This is a genomic window from Paraburkholderia sp. BR10141 (assembly GCF_056155635.1).
In genome coordinates, this window is sequence record NZ_JBMIQH010000033.1 from 37979 (window position 1) to 63873 (window position 25895).

A 25895-nucleotide genomic window follows, 5' to 3' on the forward strand; every position below is an offset into this window, starting at 1 on the left:
CCTGCGCGGCAATAGAGCGCGCAACTAATTATGTGACACAGTAAGACATAAGGATATATGAGCTTCCCCAGAATTTTCGCCTTCCAGTAGGTCATGTGTAAACTCGACCCGAAGGAAGGAAAGAATCGATGTTCAAGGTACCAAAGCAGGCATACACCGCTGAGTTCAGGACGATCGCGGTAAAGCGAGTGAAGGACGGGCAAAGCGCGCGGGATGTTGCTCGTGAACTTGGGATTTCCCACCAGTCGCTGCGCAACTGGGTCAAGGCCGATGAGGCAGGCACACTCAATGTCCCGGGGACAAAGGCTGCCACGCCGGAACAGATGGAGTTCTCACGCCTGCGGGCTGAGAACAAGCGTGTGCAGATGGAACTTGAAATCGGAAAAAAAAGCGGCGGCGTTGTTCGTGAAGGACCTCCTGTGAAGTATGCCCGGATTGATTCGCATCGCCGGCACTATCCGCTGTCGGCGCTGTGCGGGTCCTGTCGGTATCGGACGTGGATGCGCGGCGGCACGCCCGGGCGCGAGCGTCTCACAGAGGCCCAGTTGCTCGCCCTGATCCAGTCTATCCACGCCGCGGTCAAGAACGCCTATGGCTCGCCACGGATGACCGAGGAAGTTTGCGCACGCGGCTTTCCGGCCTGCAAGGAGCGGGTCGAGCGGCTCATGCGCGAGAACGGCATGCGGGCTCGGCACAAGCGACGTTACCCTGTCACGACGAACTCGAAGCACAAGCTCCCGGTCGCGGAAAATCTGCTGGGGCGCGATTTTCACGCCGACAGCGCCGAATCAGGTCTATACATCGGACATCACGTACATCTAGACCGATGAGGGCTGGCTGTATCTTGCGATCGTGCTGGACCTGTTTAAGCGGGAAGTTGTCAGCTGATCGATCAAGCCGCGCATGACGGCTGACATCGTGACGGACGCGCTGACAATGGCATGGTTCCGACGCCAGCCCGAGCCCGGCGCGCTGCACCATTCGGACAGGGGTAGCGAATATGCCAGCGACGACTTCCAGCGCAAGCTGGCGCAATACGGTATGTGCTGCTCGATGAGCCGCAAGGGAAACTGTTGGGACACGCCCCGACGGAGAGCTTCTTCAACAGCCTGAAGAACGAACGGGGGCATGCTACGCGATACCGTACCCATCAGGAAGCGATGGTGGACCTGTTCGGATACATTGAAGTGTTTTATAACCGCGGTCGTCCTCATTCGTCGCTCGGCTTTGTATCGCCGGTTCGGTTGCTGCAAGACTGCATCAAAGCTCAGCAGGCCAAGGATGTGGCCGCGTAACCAGAAAACTCTGGAAGGCGAAAAACCGAGGGAACCTCAATGCTGGCGTCAGATTTGAGAGACAATAACAACCATTCGGCCAACCAAACGCTCGATCAAATCGAATTGCCAAGGGCGGCCACGCCATAGCCTCGAAATTCCTTGACGATGGCGAAATCCCGCCACGATCAAACCAGCATTCAATCGCTCCGCGTAGTGCACGACACTGTCGACCACTGTACCGTGAGAAAGGTAGCCGCTCGCCCTAATGCCTTCGCTTTTCAGACGACAAAGCGCGTTGTCCAGCAACTGTGATGTATTGCTTACATATGTTGAATAAGCAAGGTCGGTCACGATCCCAGCTGTCGATATGAGTGCAGTGGAAATGTCGGCAACAGCAAGCACATGGAGTTCACCCGCTCCTTGCCAGCGCAGCTCGGGAATACGATTCAGAGCTTGCTGGCTTTCTTCCGATCCGTCGTAATAAACAAGAATGCTTTGATAGTCAGACACTAGGAGTCCGTTAGACTGGTGAAGTTGATAATTCGCGAATCAATCGTATTACTTCGTCGAAATCCGACGTCCGATGCTATGGGAGAGGGCTGCGGCAGTAGGCCAGACTGGGGAAACTAACCCCCAATGACTTTCCGCCTTGGGAGACGGTCTACCAGTAGACGCAGCGCTGGTTCCAGGCAGGCTGTTTCAAATAAATGGTAAGTGTCTGCGGTTGATTATCTGCGTGACGCACGATCGCCGGGGTCAGTGGGGGCATTCTCGATGGACGCGCTCTGCAGTCGAAGTGGTAGCGTGGTCCACGCGCAGGCTATGACGGGTAGTAAGCTCATATACCCTGCCCGTGCGTACATTTGGGCAACCACTGGGCGCGCATGTCACGCCGCCCAGTGAACAGGAGCGTGCATAGATCGGGAACTGGCGCGACAGGTCGAGCAGGCTACGGGGGAGACGGTGAGAATCGCGTTCGCTGACCAAGGCTACACCGGCGAAGAGCCCACAGAAGCCGCTCGCGATGAAGGCATCGAGCTTCGCGTGGTCAGGTTGCCGGAGGCAAATGAAGGCTTTGTACTGTTGCGGCGTCGTTGGGTGGGGGAGCGCAGTTTCGGCTGGCTCAACCGCCTCAGACGACTGGCCAGAAACTACGAGGGTTTGCCCAAAACCTTGGCTGGTTTGCATTTCGTCGTGTTCTCCCTGCTTATTCTCTTCCACTGCGCAGCCCTTAACAGAGCTGCAAAGCGCCTTCTAAGCTGGCTGTTGGGTGATCTGCTGGAACACCTTTCAGCAAGCCCAACAATTTTATGAAGCCGTCTCTAAGCCTTTGAACAATTCCGTGCCAGAACGCTGTGCATCCTCGCCCAAGTCATTGTTGTCTCAGAATTCGCCACGTGTACTAGTTTCTCATGAAGTTCAGAAGCTGACGAAGGATCGATTATTCCGTTTTTGATCATCTGCGGCGCGAGGTCACTCAAGCTCATCGCGTAAAGCAACCTATCTTTGGCTGAATTGAGTAACGGGTGATATAAGCGGTAATGTTCAATTGTCAAACCGAGATTCCTGATAACACTCTCCATACGGAAGGCGATATTGTAATCACGGCCGTTCACGATAAAACAAGATCTTAAGATTCTTATAAACTCATCGATTGCTTCAGACGGTGGAAAAGAGAATGAGCCGTCATGAATCACCGGCTCTTCGCACAGCAAATGGCCATCTGGGCGGAGCGCATTCACCATTTCACGAATCGCGTGATCAGCATCCGCCACATGATGGAGCACCATCCGACAATAGACTAAGTCATATGAGTTATCCAAATGATCTAGGCAATTAACGTCACCTTCGAAAAAGCGAACATTCTTGAAACCATTTTCTCTTACCAATTCGCGGGACGCATCTAGCTGCGCCGGACTGTTATCTATAGCCGTCACCGTTCCTTGATGTCCAACCGCGCGCGCCAGATTCAGTGTCATTGCGCCACTACCGCAGCCAACTTCAAGGATCTTCCTTCCGCGAAGCGTGCCGGCTCTGCTTATAAGGTCGACACTGGACTGTTCGTATAACCGGCTTTGGATGCCGAGTCTTAGCCTGGCACTGTCATCCGTTTTTATGATGTAGCCCATATTGCCTCATTGAGAATTCTTAATTTCGATTGAGTGACGCGGCTTTTGCAACCGTTATGCTCTCGTCTTGGCCCCTGGTGATGTGCCCTCGGGTTTTCGCATTTCAGGGGCCGTCTTGCGAAAGACGACGCGGGCGCTGCGGATGCGATATTTGCGCCGATTGCAGCGGCCCTGCCCGCAGACTCTGGTCCATTGGTGGCGGTTGGCACGGACCTTGATGGGGGCATCAGTCAAAGGGCCGTTGTCTAGCTGAAAACGGTGGTCCCGACACGAAAGGGCGCCACCTTTTATCGCCTCCATTAGAATCTCGCTTGCTTTGAAGTAACGTTCTGGCACCGCGTCCACATCTATCCCGAAGTAACCTCGCTTGATCGGAAGAGAGCCGAGCCTGTGCTGTTTCGAACCCACCACCGTTCAGGTGATAAAGCATGCAGATCTCTTCAAGCGCAAGTAGCGGATGACGAAGGCTATAAGCAGCATGACTAGAGGGCCGAGACGAAATTACGCGGCGCGCTGTGCGACGCTCGACAGGAACGGCGTCGTCAATGCGCCGTAAAATGGTGCTCCGCCAGAGGGTAGGCGTAAAAGCCTCGCTGTTGACAGGCTTCGGCTAGCCCGAGGCGGTCCACGTATTGTTGTCCAATTGCGCAAATCGTCGTCGTCCAAGATGCCGAAGGCCCGCTTAGGCGGTAAAGCGTTTCTCATTCAACTCTCTCCAACTTATATCCGGATACCGGCCTAGATTGAGGTGAATCAGGGTTTGCGGGTGCGATTACGGTTTTGGTCGTCGCGCTCCAGCCCATAGACATCCCCCTCAAGCTCCGTCGCTTCTGCCAGAACTCCGGTGATAAGGTCCATATCCTTGGCGGTCAAGGTGAGACCTGAGATGGCGACGTTCGAGGCTAGATGAGTGCGGTCGCGCGCGCCGATGATGACGGCCGCCACCCCCGGTCGGTCGAGCATCGCAGCGCTGGCGACTGTGGCGATGTCGGATCCGTGCCGGTCCGCGATCTGGCGGAGCATTGTCAGAAGGGCCTGGAATAGATCCCAACCGCCGATGTCGTCGATAATCCGCTTATATTTGACCAGCGAACGGTTCTCCAGCTCCCATGTCGGTTCCGGTGCGCCGAACCATCTGTCGGCGAGGAAGCCGCCAGCCACGGTTCCATAGCACAGAAGGGGGATACCGTACTCGACTGCCGCCGCAGCCATCCGCCGCTCTGGACGTCCGTCGAGCAGCGAATACTGCACCTGCATGCAGGTAAACGGCACTCCTGCGTTCACGATCTCCAGCATATGGTAAGTGTCGAAATTGGTGCCGCCGATCTTATCAATCTTGCCGGCGCGGCGAAGATCATCGAGCCACAGCGCCACCTCGATCCAACGTGGCTCTCGGTATTCCCACCAGTGGAGTTGTACGAGGTCGAGCCGCTCCTGGTTGAGGCGTTGCAGTGACTGGTCGATCACCCTCTCGACATAAGACTTGCTGATGCGCCGTAGTATGTCTAAATGCGGCACAAATTTGGTATGGACTTTGATTCGGGCGAGGGCCTCTTCCCCTCGCAGATCGCGATAGCGCCTTCTAAAATGACCGATCAGTTCTTCGACCCCGGTATAGATGTCGGCACAGTCGAAGGTGGTTATTCCGGCATCCGCGAAGGCCACCAGGTCCGCCACGGGATCTTCGCTTCGGGGCGTGCAGTGGCCACTCGCGAGTTGCCAGCCTCCGTGGATCACTCGTGAAATCTCGTAGTTTGGGGCGAGCTGGATACTCTGCATCTTAGTTGCGCCTTATAACGGTCATCATGGTGTGGCCCCGGTGTGCTTGCGAGGGGTTGAACTGGCATTGCCAACGCCGATCGGATAACTAACCATATAGGAGGAAAGCCGACCGATCGGGAGGTTGGCGCGCTTGGAATTCGCTGAGTATGGCCATGCGGAAGGCTGATACGCAGGCCTGCCACTCCTAAAGCCTCCTGCCGTTCCCCAATCCGTTCTATGGCCATTTGTCCGACCTTGACGTTCATACGACCCGCTCCAGCATCATCCGACCAGCTTCCGCGTAGTGCCGCTGGTGGACCATGGCGTGTTGCGCAGCCGCCTGCAGATCGCGCAGCCGCCGCTGAAGTGGTGAAGATTCATACACTGCGACACCGCCGGCCAGGGTAAAGCAGGCATGCGCTGCGCGGGCACAGATCGTCGCAATCCAGATTCCAGTCTGTATGCCCTCGCTGTACAGCGCTTGGCCATTCAGCGTGCCGGCCAAGGCGTGCCGCCAGTGACTCTCCGCCTGAACCTGCATGGCCGCCCGCGCCGCACGCACATCTGCCTCAATTCGGCCCAGCTCGCCCAAGACCATCTCCGAGTCGCGCATAGGAGCCGGCGCTCGAAGTTGTTGCCTGCCGCTTTGGGCGAGCTCGGCAACATCCGACAACGCGCCCTCCGCGATGCCTACGCAGACCGCGCCAATAAGCACCGACTGGAGGTGCCGCCAAGCTTGATAAAGCGGTCCCGGTTCGCATGATGCGCCAGCCGGAAAGTCGAAAAAATTGGCCTCCGACGCGAGTACGTTCTGTAGGGCTATGTGGTGACTGCCGGTACCTCTGAGGCCGGAGGCGTGCCACGTGTCTTCAATATGCCAAGCCGAGGCCGGCAAGGCGACACCCCGGACCAAGGCTGGCCCGGCATCCCCTGCCGGGCCAAGGAGTGGCTTTCCTCCTTCCGACATGACACACAGACCCGCCATCCAGTCGGCGTTGCGGCAACAACTGGCGAACGGCCAACGGCCGCTGATCTGCCACCCACCTGGCACTTTCTCGGCGGTGCCTCCAGGCATGGATACGCTAGCTATGATGATGTCCGACTTCTCCTGATACATCAGATCGTAAGTCCGTCTCGGCAATCGAGGGCTCATAATTGCCGATGAAATGCCGATCATCGCGGTCCAGCCGACTGACCCGTCGAGCCGAGCCAACGCGCTGATCACTTCCATTCCCCAAGGCAAATCTAACTCTAATCCTCCACGGCTGCGTGGCACGAACACGCGGAACACCCCGATCGATCGCAATTTCTCGATAAGGTCGGACGGCATGCATCGTCCGGCTTCGATTTCGGTTACGCGCGCGAGCATGTCCGGGGCAAGATCGCGAATCGCGTCGAGGATCCGACCGGCTGCAACTGACGAGATCTCCAAGCCCTCGTCGTCAGAGGGGGCTTGAATTTCAGCTTGATGCCCCTTTGGCACCGGGCGATCTGACTCGTGTAGAGCATTACCTTGCTTCATTAGTTTCAGCATGTGTCTGATTAATTAAATGAGCGAGCATGCCTTCACCTATGACAGGTTCAGTGCGGCGGTGGTTAGTTGTTGCGCCTTACGTCATGATTGACCAGCATTACGCGGTTCTCGTGCTAATCGCCTACCCGGCTGCAGTCTATATGCTATTGGTTCTGTGACGGGCAGCGTGCGTTCATTTCTGTGGTTTATGTGGCAAGCATCAATTGTGGCTGTAGGCGGGGGATTGGTGAGCCGGACCATGGGTTTTCCTCCTGTGCGCTTAGCGTGGTTGGAATGCAAGACCCGCGCAAATAGGCACTCGCGGTTCGGCCTCGGGTTGACAAATCTATTGTTCGTCGACGGATCTAATACTTTATACACACTTTCAGAAAGTGTGCCTCGCGTTCAGCAGAGACACAAGGCAATTAATATCAAAAGAATTGAAATGTCGTTCAGTTATAGTAATGTCGCAATCATTGCATCGCCGAGAGATGACCGCTCAGATATTCCAGTTGACGGTTTCGCGTTCACCGCGCGTGACAATCGTCTTATCCACATGGCGTTGAGCTGTATGCTTGCATGCTGGAAGTCGATCGGTGCGGCGCCGTCAAAACCCGGCGCGAGCGATGCTAACCCGCGTTTAGATTCTTAACGGCAGGCCAGCCACACCTCAGCAGAAAGCATGCTGCCAAGGAGTAAATGCAGCGAAAAAAGGCGCGTCATGCGGGTGGGCATGACGCGAAGGGAATAACCGCCGATGTCGACCCAACTGCGTTAATGTCCGACTATCAGGACTAGCGAGGGCACTGTAACGTAAGATGTCTCGATGAAGAAAAGAAAATCGCTTTATCACGGCCACCGCTTCCCAGCGGCAATCATTAGTCTCGCGGTTCGGTGGTGTTTCTGGTTCCAATTTAGCCTGTGTGATATTGAAGAACTGCTGTTCGAGCGCGCTGTCGTTGTCAGTTACGAGACGGTGCCGAAAACAGCCATCAACCTACGCGTGAGCGCGAACGCCGGATGCGTGGTTTCCGCGATCCTGGTCGCACACAAGCGTTCTTATCGAGCTTCGGACCGATTCGCCAGCACTTCGCGCTCAAGCGACATTTACTGCGTGCATCACTCTATCGCAAACAGCTCGACGCACGCTCTGCCGGGTGGCATCGCTTCACTAGGCTCACCCAAGATCCGTCCAATTTCTGAGCGAATGTACGTCCTGTGCGCTCTTGCATCTCGTACCTTAACGTGACAACGCCAATTCTACGGGTGAGCCCGTCTCCCAAGAACCATATGATGCATATCAACGTCGATGTCGAGTCGCATGAGTATCTTTGCGAATGCAGGTGCGCAAGCGTGCGGCAAGCCGTTAGCGCGTGGCGCACCGCGTTTACTAACATTTTCAAAGTATTGTCACAATGACGAGACAGTACGAGCATGAAATCCAAACGTCATCCCTATGGCCGGAAACTGGATCACGTGAGGTTGCAGGCAATGCGCCAGCAAGCAGTGAAGCCGTTGGCGAACGACAGGACGTGGCGAGTGTAGTGGCGGCCTGCGGGGTGAACGAACGCAGCGTCTATCGTTGGCTGGCCGACTTCGCCAACGGCGGACAAAGCGCCTTGCTCGTCGAGCCGGTCCTCGGCCGGGCGCCAAGGTCACTGCCGAGGAGATGCGCTGGCTGGCGCAAGCCGTACGGGGCCTCACGCCGTTGCAGTTCAAGTTTTAATTCGCACTGAAGCTGGACGACTATGAAGAATATGATCGACACCGACACGATGGAGCGGCGCGAGCGAATCCGAAAAAAGGCCTTCGAATTCGCCGAAAGCGGTGCCTTTACCAATTGGCAAGCAATTGGGGTGGCGCTCCGCTCACAATTTCCAACTAGTCACGTGGAGGATATCCTCGCGAGCCCATTCTGTCGTCTGGATCTGAATAATCGATGCGACAAAGCCCGCCGTCACGATCTGTCCGATAAAGATATTCACGAGCGAGACGGCAAGCAAGGAGGCATTGAATAGCGATCAACCGATCTTGCGCGAGATGCTCAATGCGTTGCGCTGGATGGCTCGCGCTTGGGCGGCGTGGCGAGTGCTGCCGACCAATTTATACGCCGTGGCAACTCCTGTACCAGCAGACACAACGATGGCTGGCGGCCGTCTGTTTGGCTTTTTCAAGTCGAAGGCGGTTAGAATGAGAGGGTGAAGAGGAACAAAACGCCGTACTATGGTTTGCGTTTTCCGGCCGCGATCATCAGTTGCGCGGTACGCTGGTACTACCGCTTTAACCTGAGCCTGAGCGACGTGGAGGAGTTATTGCTCGAGCGCGGCGTGATGGTCAGCTACGAGTCGGTGCGAAACTGGTGCGACCGGTTCGGGGCCCACGCGGCGCGGGAAAGCCGCGCGCGCAAAGCCTGGCTCCACCTGGCATCTCGATGAAATGTTCGTGAAGCTGCGCGGCGAGTCGTACGTGCTGTGACGCGCGGTGGACGAACATGGAGCAGAGCTTAGATGTGCTGCTGCAAGAGCGCCGCGACAAGGCTGCGGCCAAACGCTTCTTCAGGGGGGCTCTGCTCGCACCCCCGGTGCCCACGAAGATCGTTACCGACCAGTTGCGGAGCTACCCGGCAGCCAAAGCGGAAGTGACCGAGCTGGTCGGTGTGAAGCACCTCTTCGTGAAGGCCTCTGCCGGGGTCAACAACCGCGCCGAGAATAGCCACCAGCCCACGCGCGGGCGTTAGTGTCAAACGCAGGGGTTTCGCGATCCACACCGAACGCAGGCGTTTCTTACGCGCTTCGGACCGATCCGTCAGCATTTCGGCGTTGCCCCGGCATCAAATGAGCGCAGCCTGCCATAGAGCTGAACTTCAGGCGCACCTGCGCTGCTGGTTTGAGTGGACTGGTACGAACTGCATGGTTATCTGATAAGGATGCCTATTGTTAATGGGGTTTGGCAAACTCCATCGCTTAACTTGACAAAGCCAGACAAGGCATTCCAGACGTGGAAGCCGACCGCACCGAAGGCGGCCGGTTCGAACTGATCGCATCGACTAGCACGGAGGACAGAATCAGGTGAAAGGCGATACGTACAAGCACCTCATCGCCGAGTTGCAAAAGTTGAACCGGCGCATTGAGAGTGCGAGGCAGGACGAACGGCAAAACGTTTTGCGGGAGATTCGTGAGAAGATGACCGAGTGGGATATTACTTCGAACGAGCTCCGGCGATATCGACGTGGCACGTACCACATGAAGCCGGTTCTCGCGAAGTACCGAGACCCGGCCACTGGCCGCGAGTGGAGCGGCCGGGGCCGTGAACCGGCCTGGATCGCTGGCAAGGATCGCAGTCTGTTCCTCATCGAGAGCGACGATGCACCAGCCGGCACGCTGCGGGCCGTTCGCGCTGGTTAACTCTCTCTCGGCCTGCGCTACGTCGAGCCTCGTTGCGAGTCTCTGGCCAGGTGCGGCCGCACGTAGGCGCCCGCCGCGCGGAGTTCATCTCGGTTTCGGTTTGTGCCTGTGGCCGTTTCCCTGATTCGCCGTCCTGTCACGCACAATAGCTAACCCGCTACGGCCATCAAGGGCCGCGCGGAGCTGCGACGCGTCGAGCAGGGACTGTGCGAGACGCTCGGAATTCCGAGCGCGGTAGGATGATATCCTGAGCAGGGATGATCGCGTCCTTTTTGACTGAAGCGTAAGTGGCGGATGAAGCAGCTGCTAGTTCGAGGCAGAGCCGGCCATCGACGGTGAGATTTTTTGACAGTCGCAGGGTGAACCTTTGCAAGATAATCTGCAACGCCAATTTATGGTAAGACGAAACGCTTCAACAGCGTGTTAGACGCTCAATGGCGCCGGCTACCGGGCGAGGGATAACCGACAGGGCGGCGCAGACAATCAAGCGACGCCCGAAGGGATCTGTCAGATTTTTAGTTGCGGAGGTCATAAGACTACTAAGATTTCGGAAAGTGCTCTGCATGACTACATGAAAAGTCTTGTTTTCGTGCCGTTTGGCACGCGAACCCGCAGCGTGCTCATGCAACATGCATTACTCTCCGCGGTATGTAGCCACCTGCTCCATCAGTTGGCGCTCCGAGCGAACGCTGTAAAGCATCCAGACTAGCATGGCTCGCAGCAACTTCCCTGGCGCGACGCTCGACCGTCCAAGCGTGGTCAAGTTCATCTTTTCCATGTGTTCCATTGGATACCAAATAAGGTGCTTTTTCAACGATACAATGGACTAAAAGGGGCATCAATATGATTGAAGTATCCAGAAGAAGTAACCATTTATATAAAGCGAATTGGTGCTGCTAGGATTTGTGCCTCATCGTCACTGAGCCGTGTATGAGCGAAGAATCGGATTCCGTCCGCGTAAATCGTAGTGCAAGTGGGCCCGCGCCTATCATGGCCATCGCGTCGATGTGCAGCGTACAGCTTGGTGCCGCGTTGCCGCGGCCCGTGATGGCACAATATGGTACGTTCAGCACGACTTGGGTGCGCCTTTGTTTCGCGGGCGTGGTACCGTCAATCGTGGTGCGACCGCCGCTTCAACCTTCTCCGGCGGCGCTGGATCGCCGCCATCGTCCTCGGTAGTGCGATGGCGGGCGTGACGCTGTGCTACTTCGAAGCCGTCCGGCGCGTGCGTGTCACTCGGTCTTGCAGTCGCCATCAGCTTTCTCGGGCCGCTCTCCTTCGGTCGGTAGCCGCAAGTTCCGCATGCAGTGTGGCCCGTGCTTGCGCTGGCCGGCGTCCTGCCGCTTGCGCAGCAGGACGGCATGTAGGTCCCCTGGTTCGGGGCGCTCGTGTTTCCGATCGGGTCTGCGAGAAATCGTCAAGAATGGTGTATGCGGGTCGGTGGCATGATCAGGCGGCCAGCGCTTGATGGCCAGCATCGGATGTGGCCGTCAGACATAGGCCCACGCCAGCAGACTGTATCTTGGCATCGAACGCGACGGCCCGCTGCCGACGACGGTGTGGAACCGCGTCGTCGAATGGTAATCGGACCGCTATAACAAGACGGTCACTGAGGCCGCGGGCCGCGCCTTTTGTCTCGACACCGTCAAGGGTTCGCTGGAAAGAAACCTCGATCTTCTGCATGACTTGATCCAGCGCACGAGCGATTCTGGCATCTCCCGCTAAGGGGGCGATTAGCATGGTTTGATCAAAACGTGCAAATCGCATGAGGGCAAAGACGCAAAACGGTAGCGCTGGAACGGAACTTCCTGCACTTCGGCTCGGGCAGTGGCGGCGAAAGGGTTGCCGCAATCTACGCGCTGGTCGCCACGGCCAAGCTGAACGGCCTCGACCCCGAAGCTCTGCGCTACGTCATTGCATGTATCGCCGATCATCCAGTCAGTCGCGTCGGCGAACTGCTTCCGTGGGTAATTGCCGATCATCTCAAGAACGACCACGCCTGAGAATCCTCAAGCACTCACCGGTGTCAAGAACGGCCTGCGCCGTACGCTTACGCGAGGACGGGAGGCCGCCACATCACTCGGTGGTGACGGCGAAGTTTTTGGACGCGAAAGACAGACCACTAGGCGACGACGTGATCTCGAAGCCGTACTGAACCTCACCAAGCACGACGTCATCGAAATAATTCCGCGACTTGAGGTAATTCATGAACGCCAGCACGTCGAGCGTGGTGTGGTCGGTCTTTGTTGTGCGAAGAAACGAATAGACCGTGTTACGGCCGTTGCTGCCCACGTAGACATTCCAGGTACCACCCGACAGCGGGACATCTTTCTGAATTGGGATCGCACAGCCGGAGAACGTCCAGTTCGCGGAAATCGGTTTGACGTTGCCGCAGCCATCAGGCAATCCGGTATAGTTGAGCCAGACCATGATTTCGTGCGCATTGTTTCCGGCCCAGATATCGAAGGTCGATTCCCAAGCGCCGCCGTAAGGCGTGGTCGCTGAGACGACAGCGGTCAGCGAGTTAAGCGAACTGAGTGGCTTGTTGACCGCGTATCCGATGTGCGGATAAGACTTGATGTGGCCGGTGTCGGGTTGTTTTGAAGAGACGCCCCAGTCAACGTTGCTCTTGGCCCAGATCGTCTGCTTGCCTGCGGCGACACCTTGGCAGGGCGCCCAAACGTCATTGTTGAACGTATAGCTACCGTAGGAGCTAGAAGCAAAAAGGAGATCGGCCGGATAGCAGGACGAGGCTTCGGGCGAAGTTGCTGACCAGCCCTCGGCCTGTGCTTCTGCACTGCAAACCATCAAAGCTGTGGCGGCACAGCCGGCGAGGAATGGCGTTCGCGGCATAAGGTTGCTGTCTCCTATACGGTGGATGATGTCAGTCGAGATTGGTCTTTCTTGGCTTTTAGGGGATATGAGCGGTAACTTTGCGGAACTATCATTCACTCATCCTGTTGCCACTTTTGACCGCCGGTCGGAACCAGCGGCGTTGGTCAAACGGGAACAGAACGTAGTCGCGAACCGTATGCGGTTCCGGTTGGTTGCGAAGACCCACTTCCGGCCATTCCTCTTTATCCGGCCAGTATGCCGTGCGAAAAACCGTGTCCCAGATGGTGGTAAAGAACCCATAGTTTTGGTGCCGGTGATGCGACTCCATTGAGTGGTGAATGCGGTGAAACTGGTTATCGCCGATGATGTATCGGAGCGGCCCGAGATTCACGCGCGTGCTAGAGTGAGAAAGATGTGCCTGAAAACTAATTAGCGTCATGGCAATCGCGGGCACGACGCCGGAATTGAAGTGGATTAGCGCGAGTGGCAGTGCTACAAACACCGCGTAAACAAGCGGTTCGGAAATGTGATGATTACAGTTCCACGCGGTCAGCTCGCGGATCGAGTGATGAGTGGCATGCAAGCGCCACAGGAGCGGAATTGCGTGCTGTGCGCGGTGCATCCAGTAGTAAAAGAAGTCGCCGGCAATTGCAACCAGGACGCCAGAAAGAACCGCCATAAACACGCCGACAATCGTGTTGCCGGAATGGAACAACGCCCCAAAATCGACTGTCAGGAGTGGTTTCACCCCTAGCCACTGCAGCCCCATAGCGTAAAGGTGCCAGATTAATGCACCACAACCAATGCGGATTATCCAGTTCCGCACGCCTCGAATGTATGACGCAAAACTGTAGCGGTAGGCCGGATAGATCAGCTCGAGTACGACGCAGACGTTAGCGAACACCATCACGAGCTCTAATGATCTCACGAAGAACCGGGCCATCTGATCAATATCGACAACGTGCATTCATTTGCTCCGGCGAATCGGCGCTCTATGCGCGAGCCTAGATTAAAGCGGTAATCGTCAGGCAGCCGCCTTACAGCTGTCGCTTCACCGGTCCGAAACTATTTGGTCCGGCGCATCCTATAAAAACCGATTCGGCATGCCATTCGATGTGAGGGCGGTAGTGCGCGGGTTGCACCTAGCAGATCAAGCAACATCAGTACCGTAGTACTTCAAACCATATCAAACTATAACCGTGACGACTGCACGGTAAGTTTTAGTATGCATCGCTTCGCGCCATTGCGAAAATCAATTGTTTGGATAGGAAACATTCGTATTCTAAATGCCGTTTTCGCTTCCGTCGTAAGTACTGGCGGCATTCAGCCACAGCTGACTTGCCGCAGGAGTTGATTGCCACACTGTTCACCGATCCTGCTCTTCTGCGGACAGGACGGCAATCTCATCGCGGCCGACCGTCCTTCCTATGCCGTCACAGTTGGGTTGGCGCGGCACGAAACCCACAGCAGCGAGTCCGTCTCTCAAGGACATCTGGGCACTAGGAGACGCCAGAAACCACAGCTGGCATTCAACGATTTGACTTCCCTGCCTGATGCACCGATATCGCCCTACATCATAGTTGAGCGGATGGGCAAGTGCGGAAGAGCCAACGGCCGTTCGGTGAAGGGGCCTGTATGGTCCAGCGACGTGGTGTCCTCGGGGCGGAAATGTCCAAAGTCCCGGTGCCGGACTGACAACGTGACAACGCCGACGATTAGCGGCTGATAGTGCAGTCTGGTTCTATGTGCGCGTAAGCGATCAGGTCTGGCTAATTGCGCATCGTCAGATGCCTCGATTTTACTAAAACTTTCTGAGGGATTTTGATGGCGCAGAACGGTCCTCTTCGAGGCGCCATTGCGCGCGACCGTCCGCTCAAATCTTCCGTGAGGAACGGACCGTGTCACGTCGGAAACAGATATCTGACAACCTCTTGTCTAGTCTCTTCCACTCCTATTACGTCAGTAATCAGTCCATCAGCCTTTAAAAGATTAGGATTCTGGATCTCGTCAGATAGCTTCCGCATCGTGTCTTTAATAGCGCCTTCAGCACCAGACATCAGTTTGCCCATCGTGTCCGGGCTAAAAACGCCGATGTGTGCGTGCGGATACGCCAGCACGGCTATTGGATCGAATCCGGGGCCGCTCATCGCATACACACCGCCGGTGTAGGCTTTTCGGACGACAAGGAGTAGCTTAGGTACGTGGCATCTGACATGTGCTCTGAACAACTCCGCTGCTGCCAAAAATATGCCGCTACTTTCAGCTTCCCTGCCTATCATGAACCCGGGAACGTCGGCAAGGAAGATGATTGGCATGCTGGTCTTTGCAGCTATGTTTATCATTTTTGCCATCTTGGCCGCGGATTTCCGGTGGATGGCGCCGCTGTTGAATCGCGGGTTGTTTGCCACGATTGCCGCGAAATGTCCCTTAATGCGCGCATAGCCCGTCAATGCTTCTCGTGCGTATTCGGCGTTTGTTTCAGTGAAGCTGCCTTTGTCCACAAAAGAAAGCAGCAAATGATGCATGTCATAGGGGGTGCGATGATTGGACGGAATCAAATTTTCAAAATCGACTGCGTCGGGTTCCTCATATTCAAGCGTGGTCGACGGTGTGCCTTTGACGAGGCAGCGTAGAAAATCTCTTACGCATTCAAACAAATGGCGTTCATCTTTGAACGCGAGCTGAACTGACCCCGAGCCCCGGCAGTGAACGTCTGTTCCGCCAAGCGAATGAAGATCCGACTGCTCAGCCAGCATCGCCTTCACCATATCCGGACGGCCCATACATAGAGCCCCTTTCTCAGTCATCAAAACCAGATCGGCGAGCATGATCGGAAGAGCCAACGGGCCTGACGTCGGTCCTAGTATTGCTGAGATCAGCAGATTGGCTTCTGCTAACTCTGCGAGCGACGCGCTGACCCTGCCCATCCCTGCTGGAGACAAAAGCAATCTCGACATATCTGATGAAATTACTTTCGTTGTATCGAAACTGCCCACCTCTCCCGAATGATCCTGAATGTATATCAACGGAGCCCGCTGGTCCCGGGCCTGATTCACAGTGCTTATGATTTGCTCGGCAGTACGCCATTGTCCGGTTCCATTGAACATACAGTCTTGTCCACGATTCATGACCAGAAATGACTTGACCGAATTGATTAGTCCCTCGCCGCAGAGGAAGTGGGCGTCCGCTCTTGGATCATGTTCGACAAAGCTACCCGCATCAAAAAGCATGCCAACTCTTTGCAACGAAATCTGCATGAACTGTTTACCTCCTGGCAGTGCGTGAGCGTTTGGAAGTCCAGCGCCGGCGCGATTGAGAGTCGCGTACGCTACGAAGCAAGAATCTCCTCCACAGCGGCCGCCATCAGAAGGAGCCGGCGGTCTTGGCCACGTGCGGCATCAAGGCTCAATCCCACGGGTAATGCATCGTTCGGCGCCACAGGCAAGGTAATGGAGGGCATTGCGACATTGCTTGCGAGGTCGGTGTTGCGTATTACGTCTGCGAACAGTCCCGGACGCTGTGCATCGCTAACGTGAGGAGTGCTGCGCGGGACAGTGGGATAAGCTAGAAAATCGATCCATCGAGCGTTGAGCAGCGCATTCATTTGTAGCCGCAAGTCGTTAATGTTCTGCACTGCGGCGGAATAGTCTTTCGCGGAAATCAGACTTCCGTCAAGGTGTTGATGAATGATGCTCCTCACGCACTTGTCATGGATGTTGTCGAACACAGCATTAACCCTGCTTCCCCATCCAAACGAGAGCAGTGCGCGCGGAAAGTCCGTAAAAAATTCGTAAACTGGAATAGTAAAAGTGCCGAACTTATTTAATTCTGAAACAACAGCGTCATCGAGGTCGACGCACTGAAAGCCTGCACGAGTGAGACGCCTGATCGCCTGCCAGGAATGCTTCCGAACATCATCATCCAAGTCGTTCCACATGGAGCTTGGAAGACCGATTCGACAGCGAGTATTTGTTTGTTTTGACGGGCTTTGGCTATCGGAGCTCAGCAAGTCGTATAGAAACAATGCGTCTTTTGCCGAACGCGTCAGGAGGCCCGGTGAATCCTTCGTGCGTGAAACCGGAATGATCCCGGATGAAGACCACCGGCCACTTGTTGGTCTGAAACCGACTATGCCGCAAAAGGCTGCGGGTATCCTCACCGAGCCGCCAGTGTCGGTTCCGATCGCCATCGGGACAATACCGGCTGCCACAGCTGCGGCGGAGCCGCCGCTGCTTCCGCCGGCCAAATGGCCCGGAGCCGCCGGATTGCCCACGGTTCCCCAATGGGGATTGACGGACGTGATTCCAAAGCTCAGTTCATGCATGTTGTTCTTGCCGGCGACGACGGCACCGAGGGATTTGAGCTTTCTGACCACAAGTGCGTCGCGTGTGGCTATACAATCTACCATGCCCGGTGTCCCGGCGGTTACAGGGAGTCCCTTGACGCAAATATTGTCTTTTGTAGAAAAAGGAATGCCGTAGAGTGGCGCGCCTCGCAGATTGTCCCTCGCCCTCGCGAAGTGAGCCTCCGGACTGCGAGCACGTATGAAGCAGTTTAGATGTGTCTGGTTAGCGTCTGCGTTCAGTGCGCGATCCCGGATCTCTTCCGCTGTAACTGCTCCAGACCTTATGACGTCGCGAAGTGATTCAAGAGTGTTGTGAAAATGCATGAAATTTTGCAAGTGGGAGGTCGGGGAGTGCGATATTAGTAGCTGTAGGCACTGCGTATATCGTCAAGAGGGTTGCCAGGCAAAAGATCACCCCCGACGCTACGTATAACGGCGCATGCGCTGTTGATCGCTGTCTGCACGGCTCCCTCAACCCACCCACCGGTGAAAGAACAGCCGCATCCTGCCAAGTAGAGTCCTGTATCGCTTGCTGGATCGTTTGCCGTCTGAAATTGAAAAAAGAGACGCTGCGAATAGACGTCCTCGCCGGGGTAGTTGAGCTTGAAGGCGCCGGACGAATGCGGGTCGGTCAGCCAGTCATGATGGAGGACGCAGCGTTCATAGTCCTTATCTGCAGGGACGAGGTGACGCGCAAGTTCTGGATGGAAGGTTGACAGGTCGTCGACGAAGCACTCGCATCGCTCTTTTTTGTCCGAAACGCTCAGCAACTTATGAGCATCGTCCTCCCAAGTGTAGCTGAGCAAAACCACACCCCGACCATCTGGGTTGTGAGGTTCGTAGTCAAGGCAGTATACGCCTCGTGCGAAGCTGTCAGACTGGATGGTTATGGGCAGTTTCTTGTTTATCCAGAACTTGTCTCGGGTGAGCATGAAGAGTTTTGACGATCCGGTCAGATGAGTTTCTCTGACTGCTCTGGATACGTCGCGGCTGAGAAACGTTTCATCATCTGTCAAGCAATGAACCATCTGCATCGCCCTGTTGTTGCTGGTGACGATCACCCGGTCAAAGGTCGAAATTTCGTTATCGTCGGTCACGATCTTGATCTCTGAACCTTCTTTGTAGATGCGACCGACGCCGCTGAAGCGAACTCGTTCGGAAACGGTGTTGCCATAAATATTCTCGCCTGCAATGCGTTCAGCCAGTGTTGAAATTCCGCACGAGATGAGGCGTTGATCGTCCATGTAACCGTTAATGACGAGACGCAAAATTTCAGTGAATCCGGCCTGATAGACAGGGAGAAAACCACCTGAGCCAATCCCAAGGGACCCAAACAGTTCGAAGTCGTACGGCCTTTCCCAAGCGGTACCTCCAGGCGGGCAAGGACCCGTGAAAATGGTGACGATGGCGGCATAGAACGAGCTGTCGCGAAATAAATCCAGCCATGTTTGCCACGCGGTGCGTGCTTCGTTCAAGCGCTGCGATTTTAACATGGCAGTAATTTCGGCTGGCGCGACGAGAGCTGTGCCATTGATCACGCATCCATCCTGCAAAAGAGCTCTCCACCCTTCGTGTACACGCCTGAATAGAGGCGGCGGTGGATTTCCGGCCGGCCAGATATGGCGGACGCCGCGATAATGCAGTTCCGTATCAACGACTCCAGGATCGGGGAACGATGCTGTGGTGGGAATATCATACCGGTCAAGGTAATGAAAAAGACCGGTCGAACTTGGGGGAAACCGCATTGCGCCCATTTCGGCGATGAGATGTGGGTGCTCTGAATCAAACGCCTGTGACCACAACCTGCCGCCAATACGATCGCGAGCTTCAAACACAGTGACGTCGCATACACCTGCTCGCATCAGTTCGTTCGCGGCCAGAAGGCCGCTGATGCCAGCTCCCACAATAGCAACGCGTGGACTTTCGATATTCGAGGAGAGAGTTCCGATGGCCCCTACAGATGCGCCCCGGTCCAAAAACGGAGCATAGTCATACAGTAGATCGACGGTCGTCGATGGTACTTTTGAAGATGCGACGCAGTTTTTCATGAATTCCTCTCCTGTAATGGCAATGCATCGACGCGAAAGACGATGATGGCGGGAAGTGACGCACGAATCTCGATAGAACGGGGCGAGATCCTATATTTCGTTTCCGATAACGTGTTGCTCGTCAGTAGAAAATGCCGCGCCGGAATGTCTATGCAATCGACGATAGCAATCTGCTGTAGCGAAATCAAACAAGTAAAATTGATGTCTGTAGCAATCTGGAAGCGGGCTATGGATAGTTGTGCCGATAGTGTGAAAATGGAGATGCTATACCTGAGGTCCGACAATGTGCTCTGGGTCAACCTTAAGGGCGCTGACAGCGATGGTCTTTTCATCGGGTCAGAAACCTCGTCGCGCCCGCGCGTTTGCGAGGGTCACGGCGCCAGCACCTTGATCTAGGTTGCCATTGCAAGCGTTTGACGCTTCATCGTCCTCTTGTCCATCTCATTGCCTGTGAGCTCAAGAGCGCTCGAGGAGCACGACCGGTGGACCTTCCAGCGTTGGCTTCCCTAACTGCAAAAGGGTGGGTTAGGCGTGCTCGACGAAATCCAATGCCAAGCAGCGCATCGCTCGTCCTCGCACGGCAATCATGCTGACGCACGGGTGCCGGGGAGTGTGTATTTTGAATAGACGAAGACATCGCTACTGCACAGTTGGACAACCAGGTTATGACTGGTCTTTTGGCGTCCCCTGATGATTTGCACCCAGCAACATATACATCGCCGGTACCACGAACAGTGTGAACGCAGTGCCGATCGATAGTCCGGTGAAGATCACCAGACCCATTGCGTTGCGGCCTGCTGCGCCCGCGCCCGAGGCGACGACTAAGGGCAGTACGCCGAGCACCATGGCGACCGTCGTCATGAGGATCGGGCGCAAGCGTGCACCTGCCGCTTCCTCCAAGGCTTCTCGCTTGCCGCGGCCCACGCGCTGAAGCTGGTTCGCGAACTGCACGACAAGAATCGCATGTTTGCTGACGAGTCCCATGAGCGTGACAAGTCCAATCTGCGTATAGATATTGAGCGTCGAAAAGCCGGCATTGATGAAGACGAGAGCACCGAAGAGCGCCATCGGGACGGACACCAAAATGACCAGGGCATCGCGGAAGCTTTCGAATTGCGCTGAAAGCGCAAGGAACACGATAATCGTCGCGAACATGAGCGTGACCGAGGAGTTACCGGACTCTTGCATGAACTGGCGCGATAGCCCTGCGTAGTCGGTGTTGTAACCTGCCGGAGCTGCTTCGTTCGTGGACTGACGAAGGAAGTCGAGAACTTCGCCCTGGGAGACGCTAGGTGAGATCACAGCGGAGATCGTTGCCGCATTGAGTTGCTGGAACCGATTGATCGATTCAGGGACGACTGCTTGCTTCAGGTGCGCAACCGTCGATGCCGGAATCATGCTGCCGTCCGGCGTGCGCAAGTAATAGTCGAGTACCTGTGACGGATTCAGTCGATCTATTTGCTGGACTTGCGGAATCACCTTGTATGAGCGGCCAGCGATCGAGAAATAGTTTGCGTAGTTACCGCCGAGTGCAGCGCCTAGCGCCTGTCCTACATCGCTTTGCGTGAGGCCGAGTGACGCGATTTTGTCGCGGTCAACTATGACGACCGTTTCTGGCTTGTCGATCCTTAGATCGCTATCAATAAAGAGAAACATGCCACTTGCACGCGCTTTCTGGAGTACGGCTTTCGTCACCTGGTCGAGATTCTCGAAGGGCTCTGTCGTGCTGATCACGAATTGCACGGGGAAACCCTGTGCGCCCGGCAAAGGCGGGAACTGGAACGCGGCGACACGAGCACCAGCAATGCCATTCCACCTCTGCTGGAGCTCCTGCTGTAGTTCGGTTGCGCCTCTTTTCCGCTTGTCCCAAGTCTTGAAGAGAACGCCACCGAAGCCCTGATTCAATGTTGGCAGGCCAGTTAGCTGAAACAGCTGGGCATATTCGGGCAAGCGCTTCGACATTTCTAACACCTGATCGGCGTATGTCTGCATTTGCTGGACTGTGGCATTCGGCGGCCCCTGGATCAGCGATAGGACGATGCCTTGGTCCTCCTGCGGCGCAAGCTCTGCCTGCGAAGTCGAAAAGAGATAAACGGTTCCGCAAAGCAGCATAACTCCCATGACGACGAACACGGAAGATGTGTCGAGGGCCGCATGCAAGAGCCGCGCATAGCCGGCATGCACACGATCCAGCTGTCGATTGACGAAAACGGCGAAACGCCCGGACTCGTGCACATTTTGGAAAATGCGCGAGCACATCATCGGCGACAGGGTTAGCGCAATCACGCCTGACACCGCGACGGCGCTCGCAAGGGTGAACGCAAATTCAGTGAAAAGGGTGCCTGTCAGGCCGCTCTGAAAGCCGATAGGCAGATATGCGGCGATCAGCACGGCGGTCATTGCCAGAATCGGGCCGCCAAGCTCGCGCGCGGCAGTTAGCGCGGCTTCCATGGGAGACTTGCCTTCATTCATGTGGCGGTCGACGTTCTCGACGACGATGATCGCATCGTCGACCACCAGCCCAATCGCGAGCACCATCGCGAGTAACGTCAACAGATTGATCGAGTAACCGAGCAACTGCATCATGGAGAACGTGCCAATCAGCGAAAGCGGCATCGCGACCACGGGTACGATGACGGCGCGCAAACGACCGAAGAAGAGGAAGATAACGGCCGTGACAATCAGCAACGTCTCGACGAGCGTCTTCACTACTTCATCAATCGCGCTGTTGATGAAGTCTGTCGCGTCGTAGACGATATCACCAGCCATCCCCGTCGGGAACTGCTTCTGCAGATCGGGAAACACGGATTTAACGCGTCTGGCCACATCGAGCACGTTTGCGTCAGGCGCTACCTTAATTCCGATAAATACAGAACGCTTGCCGCCAAATGCGACGCTGGAATCATAATTGTCCGCGCCTAGCACGACATTGGCAACGTCCTCGAGACGCACGATCACTCCGTTCTTTTGTTTGACAGCCAGTTTCTGAAAGTCCTCCACCGAACGGACGTCGGTACGCGCGTTTAGACTGACGCTGGTCATCTGGCCTTTTGTTGTGCCGAGTGTCGCGAGGTAGTTATTGTTGTTGAGTGCTGTGTAGACATCAGAAGCAGTGACATTGTGGGCTGCGAGCTTGGTTGAATCTAGCCATGCGCGCAATGCGAACTGGCGACCGCCCAGTACTTCCGCGGTCTGCACGCCCTGAATGGAGTCGAGCTTCGGCTTCACAACGCGCAGCAGATAGTCGGTGACATTGTTGGGCGGCAGCACGTCGCTGTAGAAGCCCATATACATCGCGTCGGTGGTCTGGCCCACCTGCATCGTCAGCACCGGCTGCTGGGCCTCGCGCGGCAACTGGTTACGCACAGACGCTATCTGTGTATTGATCTCGGTGAGTGCGCGGTTCGGATCATAATTCATGCGTAGCGTCGCGTTGATCGTCGACACGCCCGTGCTGCTTTTCGACGACATGTAGTCAATGCCCTGCACCTGAGCGATGGCGGCTTCTAGCGGCTGCGTGATAAACCCAGCCATTGTGTCGGCGCTCGCACCGTAATAGGAAGTGGTAAGCGTGACTACGCCCGTCTGGGTTTGAGGATATTCACTGACCTTCAGCGTGGAGAGCGAACGCAAGCCTAGTACGAGGATCAGCACGCTCAGTACTGACGCGAGGACTGGCCGGTTGAGAAAAATGTCGGTGAATTTCATTGGGAGGCCTCTCACTCCTCCTGAGGCGTCGGAGCAGGACTGTCCGCAGGCAGCACACGATTATTGATGATGAGCGGTGTGCCGTTCTGTAGCTTGAGCTGACCGCTCGTGACGACCTGCGCGCCTTCGTCGAGACCCCTCAGGATCGCCACCTGATCCCCGCGCGTGGGTCCCGGCGTCACGAATACCTGTTGCGCCACCGGCATTGTTTTACCGTGCGCGTTTTTTTGCTCGCGCCGTCTAATGACGAATACCGTTGCACCGTACGCATTGTGCGCGATCGCGGTTTGCGGCAAGGTCAGATAGCGCTGCTCGCTACCCACATCTATCTTCACGTTCGCGTACATGCCGGGCAACAGCTTGCGCTCGTGGTTGTCCAGGACCGCTTCGATCTGAACGTTGCGGGTTGTGCTGTCCACGCGCGGATTTATCGCGCGGACTTGGCCACCGAAGCTAAGGCTCGCAAATGTGCTTGTATTTACGGCGACGTGCTGTCCGGCCTCGAGTTGCGCCAGTTGTTCCTGGGGTAGGTGAAAGTCGACGTAAATGGGATCGACGACTTGCAGGGTAACAATTGCGTCCCCCGGGTTGATGTACTGGCCGGGATTAACGGTGGTGATCCCCACGCGTCCTGCGAAAGGTGCACGAATGGTTTTCTTGGCGACGAGGGCAGCTTGCTGTTCGACTTGCGCCCGTCTGCTCTTCAGTTCGGCTGTGTCGGCATCCAACTGGGCTTTTGAAATGGCCTGTATGTCATACTGTGCCTTGTCGCGCGTGTAAACCGTTTGCGAAAGGTCCGCGGCAGCTTTTAGCGATGCGAGCTGTGCGCGATCAGAGTCGGCGTTGAGGCGCAGGAGAACCTGTCCGGCCTTCACCTCCTCGCCGGAACTGAATTCGAGCTCGCGCACGAGGCCTGCGACTTCTGTCGTCACGTCGACGCCGCGCACCGCGCGTAGGCTGCCCGTGGCGGAAAGCTGCGGCTGCCAAGTCTGATAGCTGACCACAGCTGACGTGACCGTGGCGGCGGCCATGCCATCGCGCATCATGAACTTTTTAATCATATGTGCTTTGTAAAGATTGAAGCCGATCAGCGTGCCGAGTAGACTGCCCACGCAGATCAGCATGATGGTCATCCGTTTTCCTGTTAGTCTTTTCATCGTCATCGTAGTGTCCTTGCACGGCAAACTCACGAGGCACAAGCGTCTTTGGCGCGCTACCCGTGAAACGTATGCGGCGGCAGCAATCGTCATGAGCGGTCACTGGGAGCGGGCGCCGGCGTTTGCATGCCCAGCATGCCCCTTCTCGTCATACGCCGTGTCATTCCACCAACCGCCACCCAGTGCCTGGAATAAAGCAGCTGTATCTGCATAGCGAGCTGCTTGCGCCTGCGCGAGATTCACGACGGCCTGCTGATATTGGCGCTGTGCGTCGAGCAGCGACAGATAGCTGACTCCGCCGACTCGAAACTGTCCGCGCGCCACATCCAGTGAACTGCTAGCCGCGCGCCAGGCGTCGGTTTGGGCGGCAAGAGCAGCCGCGTCGTGATCGAGTGCGCGCAACGTGTCCGCCACATCTTCGAATGCGAGCAGCACGACTTGCCGATATCGCGCGTTGGCCTCGTCAAAGGCGGCTTCCGCCGCTCTTTTTTTTGCGGTCAACTGCCCACCATGGAATATTGGTTGCGTGAGTCCCGCGCCGATGTTCCAGATCATGTCGGCATACTTCAGCATGCCAGCCGGCGTTAAAGACTGCGGGCCGTAATTCGCGGAGAGCATGAGTTGTGGATAGAGGTTTGCCGTGGCGACACCGACCTCGGCGCTCGCCTGGTGCAGCACGGCATCAGCGGCCAAAATATCCGGCCGCTGCCGGACCAGCGAGGAAGGCAGACTGACCGGCAAGGTTTGCGGTAGTGTGAACATCGACATCGTGAATTCGGACACACCTGCTTCGCTCGGTAATCTGCCCGAAAGCACGGCAAGCTGGTGTCGAGTCCGATCGAGCGACTGCCGCAGCAGCGGTAGCGTCGCCCGTGTTTGCGCGACTAACGTCTCTTGCGAGAGCACGGCAATCCGGTCCGCACCGCCGAATTCGAATTGCTTGCGCAAAACGCCAAGCTGCGTCTCCTCGTCGGCTACGATGTTCTCGGTCGCGCTGATCTGCTCACGCAGCGACGCTTCCTTGACGGCAGTCGTCACGATGTTTGCCGACAGTGCTAGGTAGGCGCCTTGCAGCTGAAAGCGCTCAAAATCGACCTGCGCGCCCTGCGATTCGAGCTCGCGCCGAACTGCACCAAACAGATCCAGATCATACGAAACACTTACCGACGTGTTGTATAGAGTCAGTATTTTGTTGATGTTGGGCTGCCCCAACGTCGCGCCGTTCAGCTTCTCCCGTATCGCGTTGAGCTTGATATCGACAGACGGGGAGAGTGCGCTGCCTGCTTGTGCGCTCATATTCTCGGCGGCCTGGCGTAGCGCGGCACTGGCTGCTGCGATCGTTGGGCTATTTTTAAGTGCTCCGCTTATCAGCGTGTTGAGCGGCTCGCAGCGATAGAGCGTCCACCATTGAGCGGGCAGGTCGCCGCCGGCCGCAAACCGCTGCTCGAGACCCGCCTCGCCCTGCGACGAAGCCGTGCGATCAGGTAAAGGCGTTGCTGTGTAATGCTGAATCGCGGGTGGCGCTGGCGTGTGGTATTCGGGGCCGACCGTGCAGCCGGCCAGCGAGCCGAGGAGTGGAAACACTACAGCGATTACTGCGGCACGCGTGACAACCCGGCCTGTTGTGCAGTGAAAAGCTACCGCGCTGGATTGCGGATGCAAACGTGCACGACCGGAGCTGCATTGGACCTCGTCATTCATCTATCTACCTGGCTTGC

At 56.3% G+C, this 25895-nt stretch carries 15 protein-coding genes and 8 pseudogenes; 9 read left to right on the forward strand and 14 right to left on the reverse strand.

The features are described from left to right. The first annotated feature begins 128 nt into the window (after positions 1-128). Positions 129-1295, forward strand: a pseudogene (locus ACOJB8_RS32590) (IS3 family transposase). Between the two features lie 48 nt (positions 1296-1343). On the opposite strand, the gene ACOJB8_RS32595 reads toward ACOJB8_RS32590, so the two are convergent. Next, positions 1344-1787, reverse strand: a complete 444-nt coding sequence (locus ACOJB8_RS32595; RefSeq protein ID WP_342950196.1) for a universal stress protein — start codon at positions 1785-1787, stop codon at positions 1344-1346. Between the two features lie 453 nt (positions 1788-2240). Between ACOJB8_RS32595 and ACOJB8_RS32600 the strand changes: the two are divergent. After that, positions 2241-2492, forward strand: a pseudogene (locus tag ACOJB8_RS32600) (transposase); the annotation flags it as partial. A 107-nt stretch (positions 2493-2599) separates the two neighbouring features. On the opposite strand, the gene ACOJB8_RS32605 reads toward ACOJB8_RS32600, so the two are convergent. From ACOJB8_RS32605 to ACOJB8_RS32615, 3 genes are all read right to left on the reverse strand, one after another. Continuing rightward, positions 2600-3406 carry a class I SAM-dependent methyltransferase gene (locus ACOJB8_RS32605; RefSeq protein WP_342950197.1) on the reverse strand — a complete coding sequence of 269 codons (807 nt, stop codon included), beginning with the start codon at positions 3404-3406 and terminating at the stop codon, positions 2600-2602. Positions 3407-4159: 753 nt separating this feature from the next. Then, positions 4160-5185: an aldo/keto reductase gene (locus ACOJB8_RS32610; protein ID WP_475016234.1), complete on the reverse strand. Its 1026-nt coding sequence runs from the start codon at positions 5183-5185 to the stop codon at positions 4160-4162. 244 nt (positions 5186-5429) lie between these two features. Beyond that, positions 5430-6701, reverse strand: coding sequence for an acyl-CoA dehydrogenase family protein (locus ACOJB8_RS32615; protein WP_475016235.1), 1272 nt, complete (start codon positions 6699-6701; stop codon positions 5430-5432). An 805-nt stretch (positions 6702-7506) separates the two neighbouring features. Here ACOJB8_RS32615 and ACOJB8_RS32620 point away from each other — a divergent pair. From ACOJB8_RS32620 to ACOJB8_RS32645, 6 genes and pseudogenes are all read left to right on the forward strand, one after another. Then, positions 7507-7883, forward strand: a pseudogene (locus tag ACOJB8_RS32620) (transposase). A gap of 231 nt (positions 7884-8114) precedes the next feature. Beyond that, positions 8115-8403, forward strand: a pseudogene (locus ACOJB8_RS32625) (helix-turn-helix domain-containing protein); the annotation flags it as partial. Between the two features lie 25 nt (positions 8404-8428). After that, positions 8429-8698 carry a hypothetical protein gene (locus ACOJB8_RS32630; protein ID WP_069268312.1) on the forward strand — a complete coding sequence of 90 codons (270 nt, stop codon included), beginning with the start codon at positions 8429-8431 and terminating at the stop codon, positions 8696-8698. After that, positions 8652-8841, forward strand: a pseudogene (locus ACOJB8_RS32635) (transposase); the annotation flags it as partial. The gene ACOJB8_RS32630 and the pseudogene ACOJB8_RS32635, both read left to right, overlap by 47 nt. Positions 8842-8878: 37 nt before the next feature. Beyond that, positions 8879-9601, forward strand: a pseudogene (locus ACOJB8_RS32640) (IS6 family transposase). A gap of 147 nt (positions 9602-9748) precedes the next feature. Then, positions 9749-10084, forward strand: coding sequence for an H-NS histone family protein (locus ACOJB8_RS32645; protein ID WP_069268313.1), 336 nt, complete (start codon positions 9749-9751; stop codon positions 10082-10084). Between the two features lie 655 nt (positions 10085-10739). Here ACOJB8_RS32645 and ACOJB8_RS32650 read toward each other — a convergent pair. Then, positions 10740-10871, reverse strand: a pseudogene (locus ACOJB8_RS32650) (transposase); the annotation flags it as partial. Between the two features lie 662 nt (positions 10872-11533). After that, entirely contained in the window at positions 11534-11767 is a 234-nt protein-coding gene (locus ACOJB8_RS32655) for a hypothetical protein (protein WP_475016237.1), read from the reverse strand. Positions 11768-11883: 116 nt separating this feature from the next. Between ACOJB8_RS32655 and ACOJB8_RS32660 the strand changes: the two are divergent. Then, positions 11884-12087, forward strand: a pseudogene (locus ACOJB8_RS32660) (transposase domain-containing protein); the annotation flags it as partial. 73 nt (positions 12088-12160) lie between these two features. Here ACOJB8_RS32660 and ACOJB8_RS32665 read toward each other — a convergent pair. From ACOJB8_RS32665 to ACOJB8_RS32700, 8 genes are all read right to left on the reverse strand, one after another. Beyond that, entirely contained in the window at positions 12161-12937 is a 777-nt protein-coding gene (locus ACOJB8_RS32665; protein ID WP_475016238.1) for a GH12 family glycosyl hydrolase domain-containing protein, read from the reverse strand. 91 nt (positions 12938-13028) lie between these two features. Beyond that, positions 13029-13886, reverse strand: a complete 858-nt coding sequence (locus ACOJB8_RS32670; RefSeq protein ID WP_475016240.1) for a sterol desaturase family protein — start codon at positions 13884-13886, stop codon at positions 13029-13031. 934 nt (positions 13887-14820) lie between these two features. Then, complete coding sequence (locus ACOJB8_RS32675) at positions 14821-16176, reverse strand: carboxyl transferase domain-containing protein (protein ID WP_475016242.1); 1356 nt, start codon at positions 16174-16176, stop codon at positions 14821-14823. Positions 16177-16247: 71 nt separating this feature from the next. Further along, on the reverse strand, positions 16248-17588 hold the full coding sequence (locus ACOJB8_RS32680) for an amidase family protein (RefSeq protein WP_069268319.1): 1341 nt from the start codon (positions 17586-17588) through the stop codon (positions 16248-16250). A 35-nt stretch (positions 17589-17623) separates the two neighbouring features. Beyond that, positions 17624-19312, reverse strand: a complete 1689-nt coding sequence (locus ACOJB8_RS32685) for an NAD(P)/FAD-dependent oxidoreductase (protein WP_475016244.1) — start codon at positions 19310-19312, stop codon at positions 17624-17626. A gap of 663 nt (positions 19313-19975) precedes the next feature. Continuing rightward, positions 19976-23020 (reverse strand): efflux RND transporter permease subunit, encoded by a 3045-nt coding sequence (locus ACOJB8_RS32690; RefSeq protein ID WP_368619620.1) that lies wholly within the window; start codon positions 23018-23020, stop codon positions 19976-19978. A gap of 11 nt (positions 23021-23031) precedes the next feature. Further along, complete coding sequence (locus ACOJB8_RS32695) at positions 23032-24183, reverse strand: efflux RND transporter periplasmic adaptor subunit (RefSeq protein ID WP_475016246.1); 1152 nt, start codon at positions 24181-24183, stop codon at positions 23032-23034. 93 nt (positions 24184-24276) lie between these two features. After that, on the reverse strand, positions 24277-25878 hold the full coding sequence (locus ACOJB8_RS32700) for an efflux transporter outer membrane subunit (RefSeq protein ID WP_475016248.1): 1602 nt from the start codon (positions 25876-25878) through the stop codon (positions 24277-24279). Positions 25879-25895 lie beyond the last annotated feature (17 nt).

Excerpts from the sequence above, each read along its gene's own strand:
- ACOJB8_RS32605 (WP_342950197.1), bottom strand. The coding sequence starts at position 3,406 with ATGGGCTACATCATAAAAACGGATGACAGTGCCAGGCTAAGACTCGGC.
- ACOJB8_RS32610 (WP_475016234.1), bottom strand. The coding sequence starts at position 5,185 with ATGCAGAGTATCCAGCTCGCCCCAAACTACGAGATTTCACGAGTGATC.
- ACOJB8_RS32615 (WP_475016235.1), bottom strand. The coding sequence starts at position 6,701 with ATGCTGAAACTAATGAAGCAAGGTAATGCTCTACACGAGTCAGATCGC.
- ACOJB8_RS32630 (WP_069268312.1), top strand. The coding sequence starts at position 8,429 with ATGAAGAATATGATCGACACCGACACGATGGAGCGGCGCGAGCGAATC.
- ACOJB8_RS32655 (WP_475016237.1), bottom strand. The coding sequence starts at position 11,767 with ATGCAGAAGATCGAGGTTTCTTTCCAGCGAACCCTTGACGGTGTCGAG.
- ACOJB8_RS32665 (WP_475016238.1), bottom strand. The coding sequence starts at position 12,937 with ATGCCGCGAACGCCATTCCTCGCCGGCTGTGCCGCCACAGCTTTGATG.
- ACOJB8_RS32670 (WP_475016240.1), bottom strand. The coding sequence starts at position 13,886 with ATGCACGTTGTCGATATTGATCAGATGGCCCGGTTCTTCGTGAGATCA.
- ACOJB8_RS32675 (WP_475016242.1), bottom strand. The coding sequence starts at position 16,176 with ATGCAGATTTCGTTGCAAAGAGTTGGCATGCTTTTTGATGCGGGTAGC.
- ACOJB8_RS32680 (WP_069268319.1), bottom strand. The coding sequence starts at position 17,588 with ATGCATTTTCACAACACTCTTGAATCACTTCGCGACGTCATAAGGTCT.
- ACOJB8_RS32685 (WP_475016244.1), bottom strand. The coding sequence starts at position 19,312 with ATGAAAAACTGCGTCGCATCTTCAAAAGTACCATCGACGACCGTCGAT.
- ACOJB8_RS32690 (WP_368619620.1), bottom strand. The coding sequence starts at position 23,020 with ATGAAATTCACCGACATTTTTCTCAACCGGCCAGTCCTCGCGTCAGTA.
- ACOJB8_RS32695 (WP_475016246.1), bottom strand. The coding sequence starts at position 24,183 with ATGACGATGAAAAGACTAACAGGAAAACGGATGACCATCATGCTGATC.
- ACOJB8_RS32700 (WP_475016248.1), bottom strand. The coding sequence starts at position 25,878 with ATGAATGACGAGGTCCAATGCAGCTCCGGTCGTGCACGTTTGCATCCG.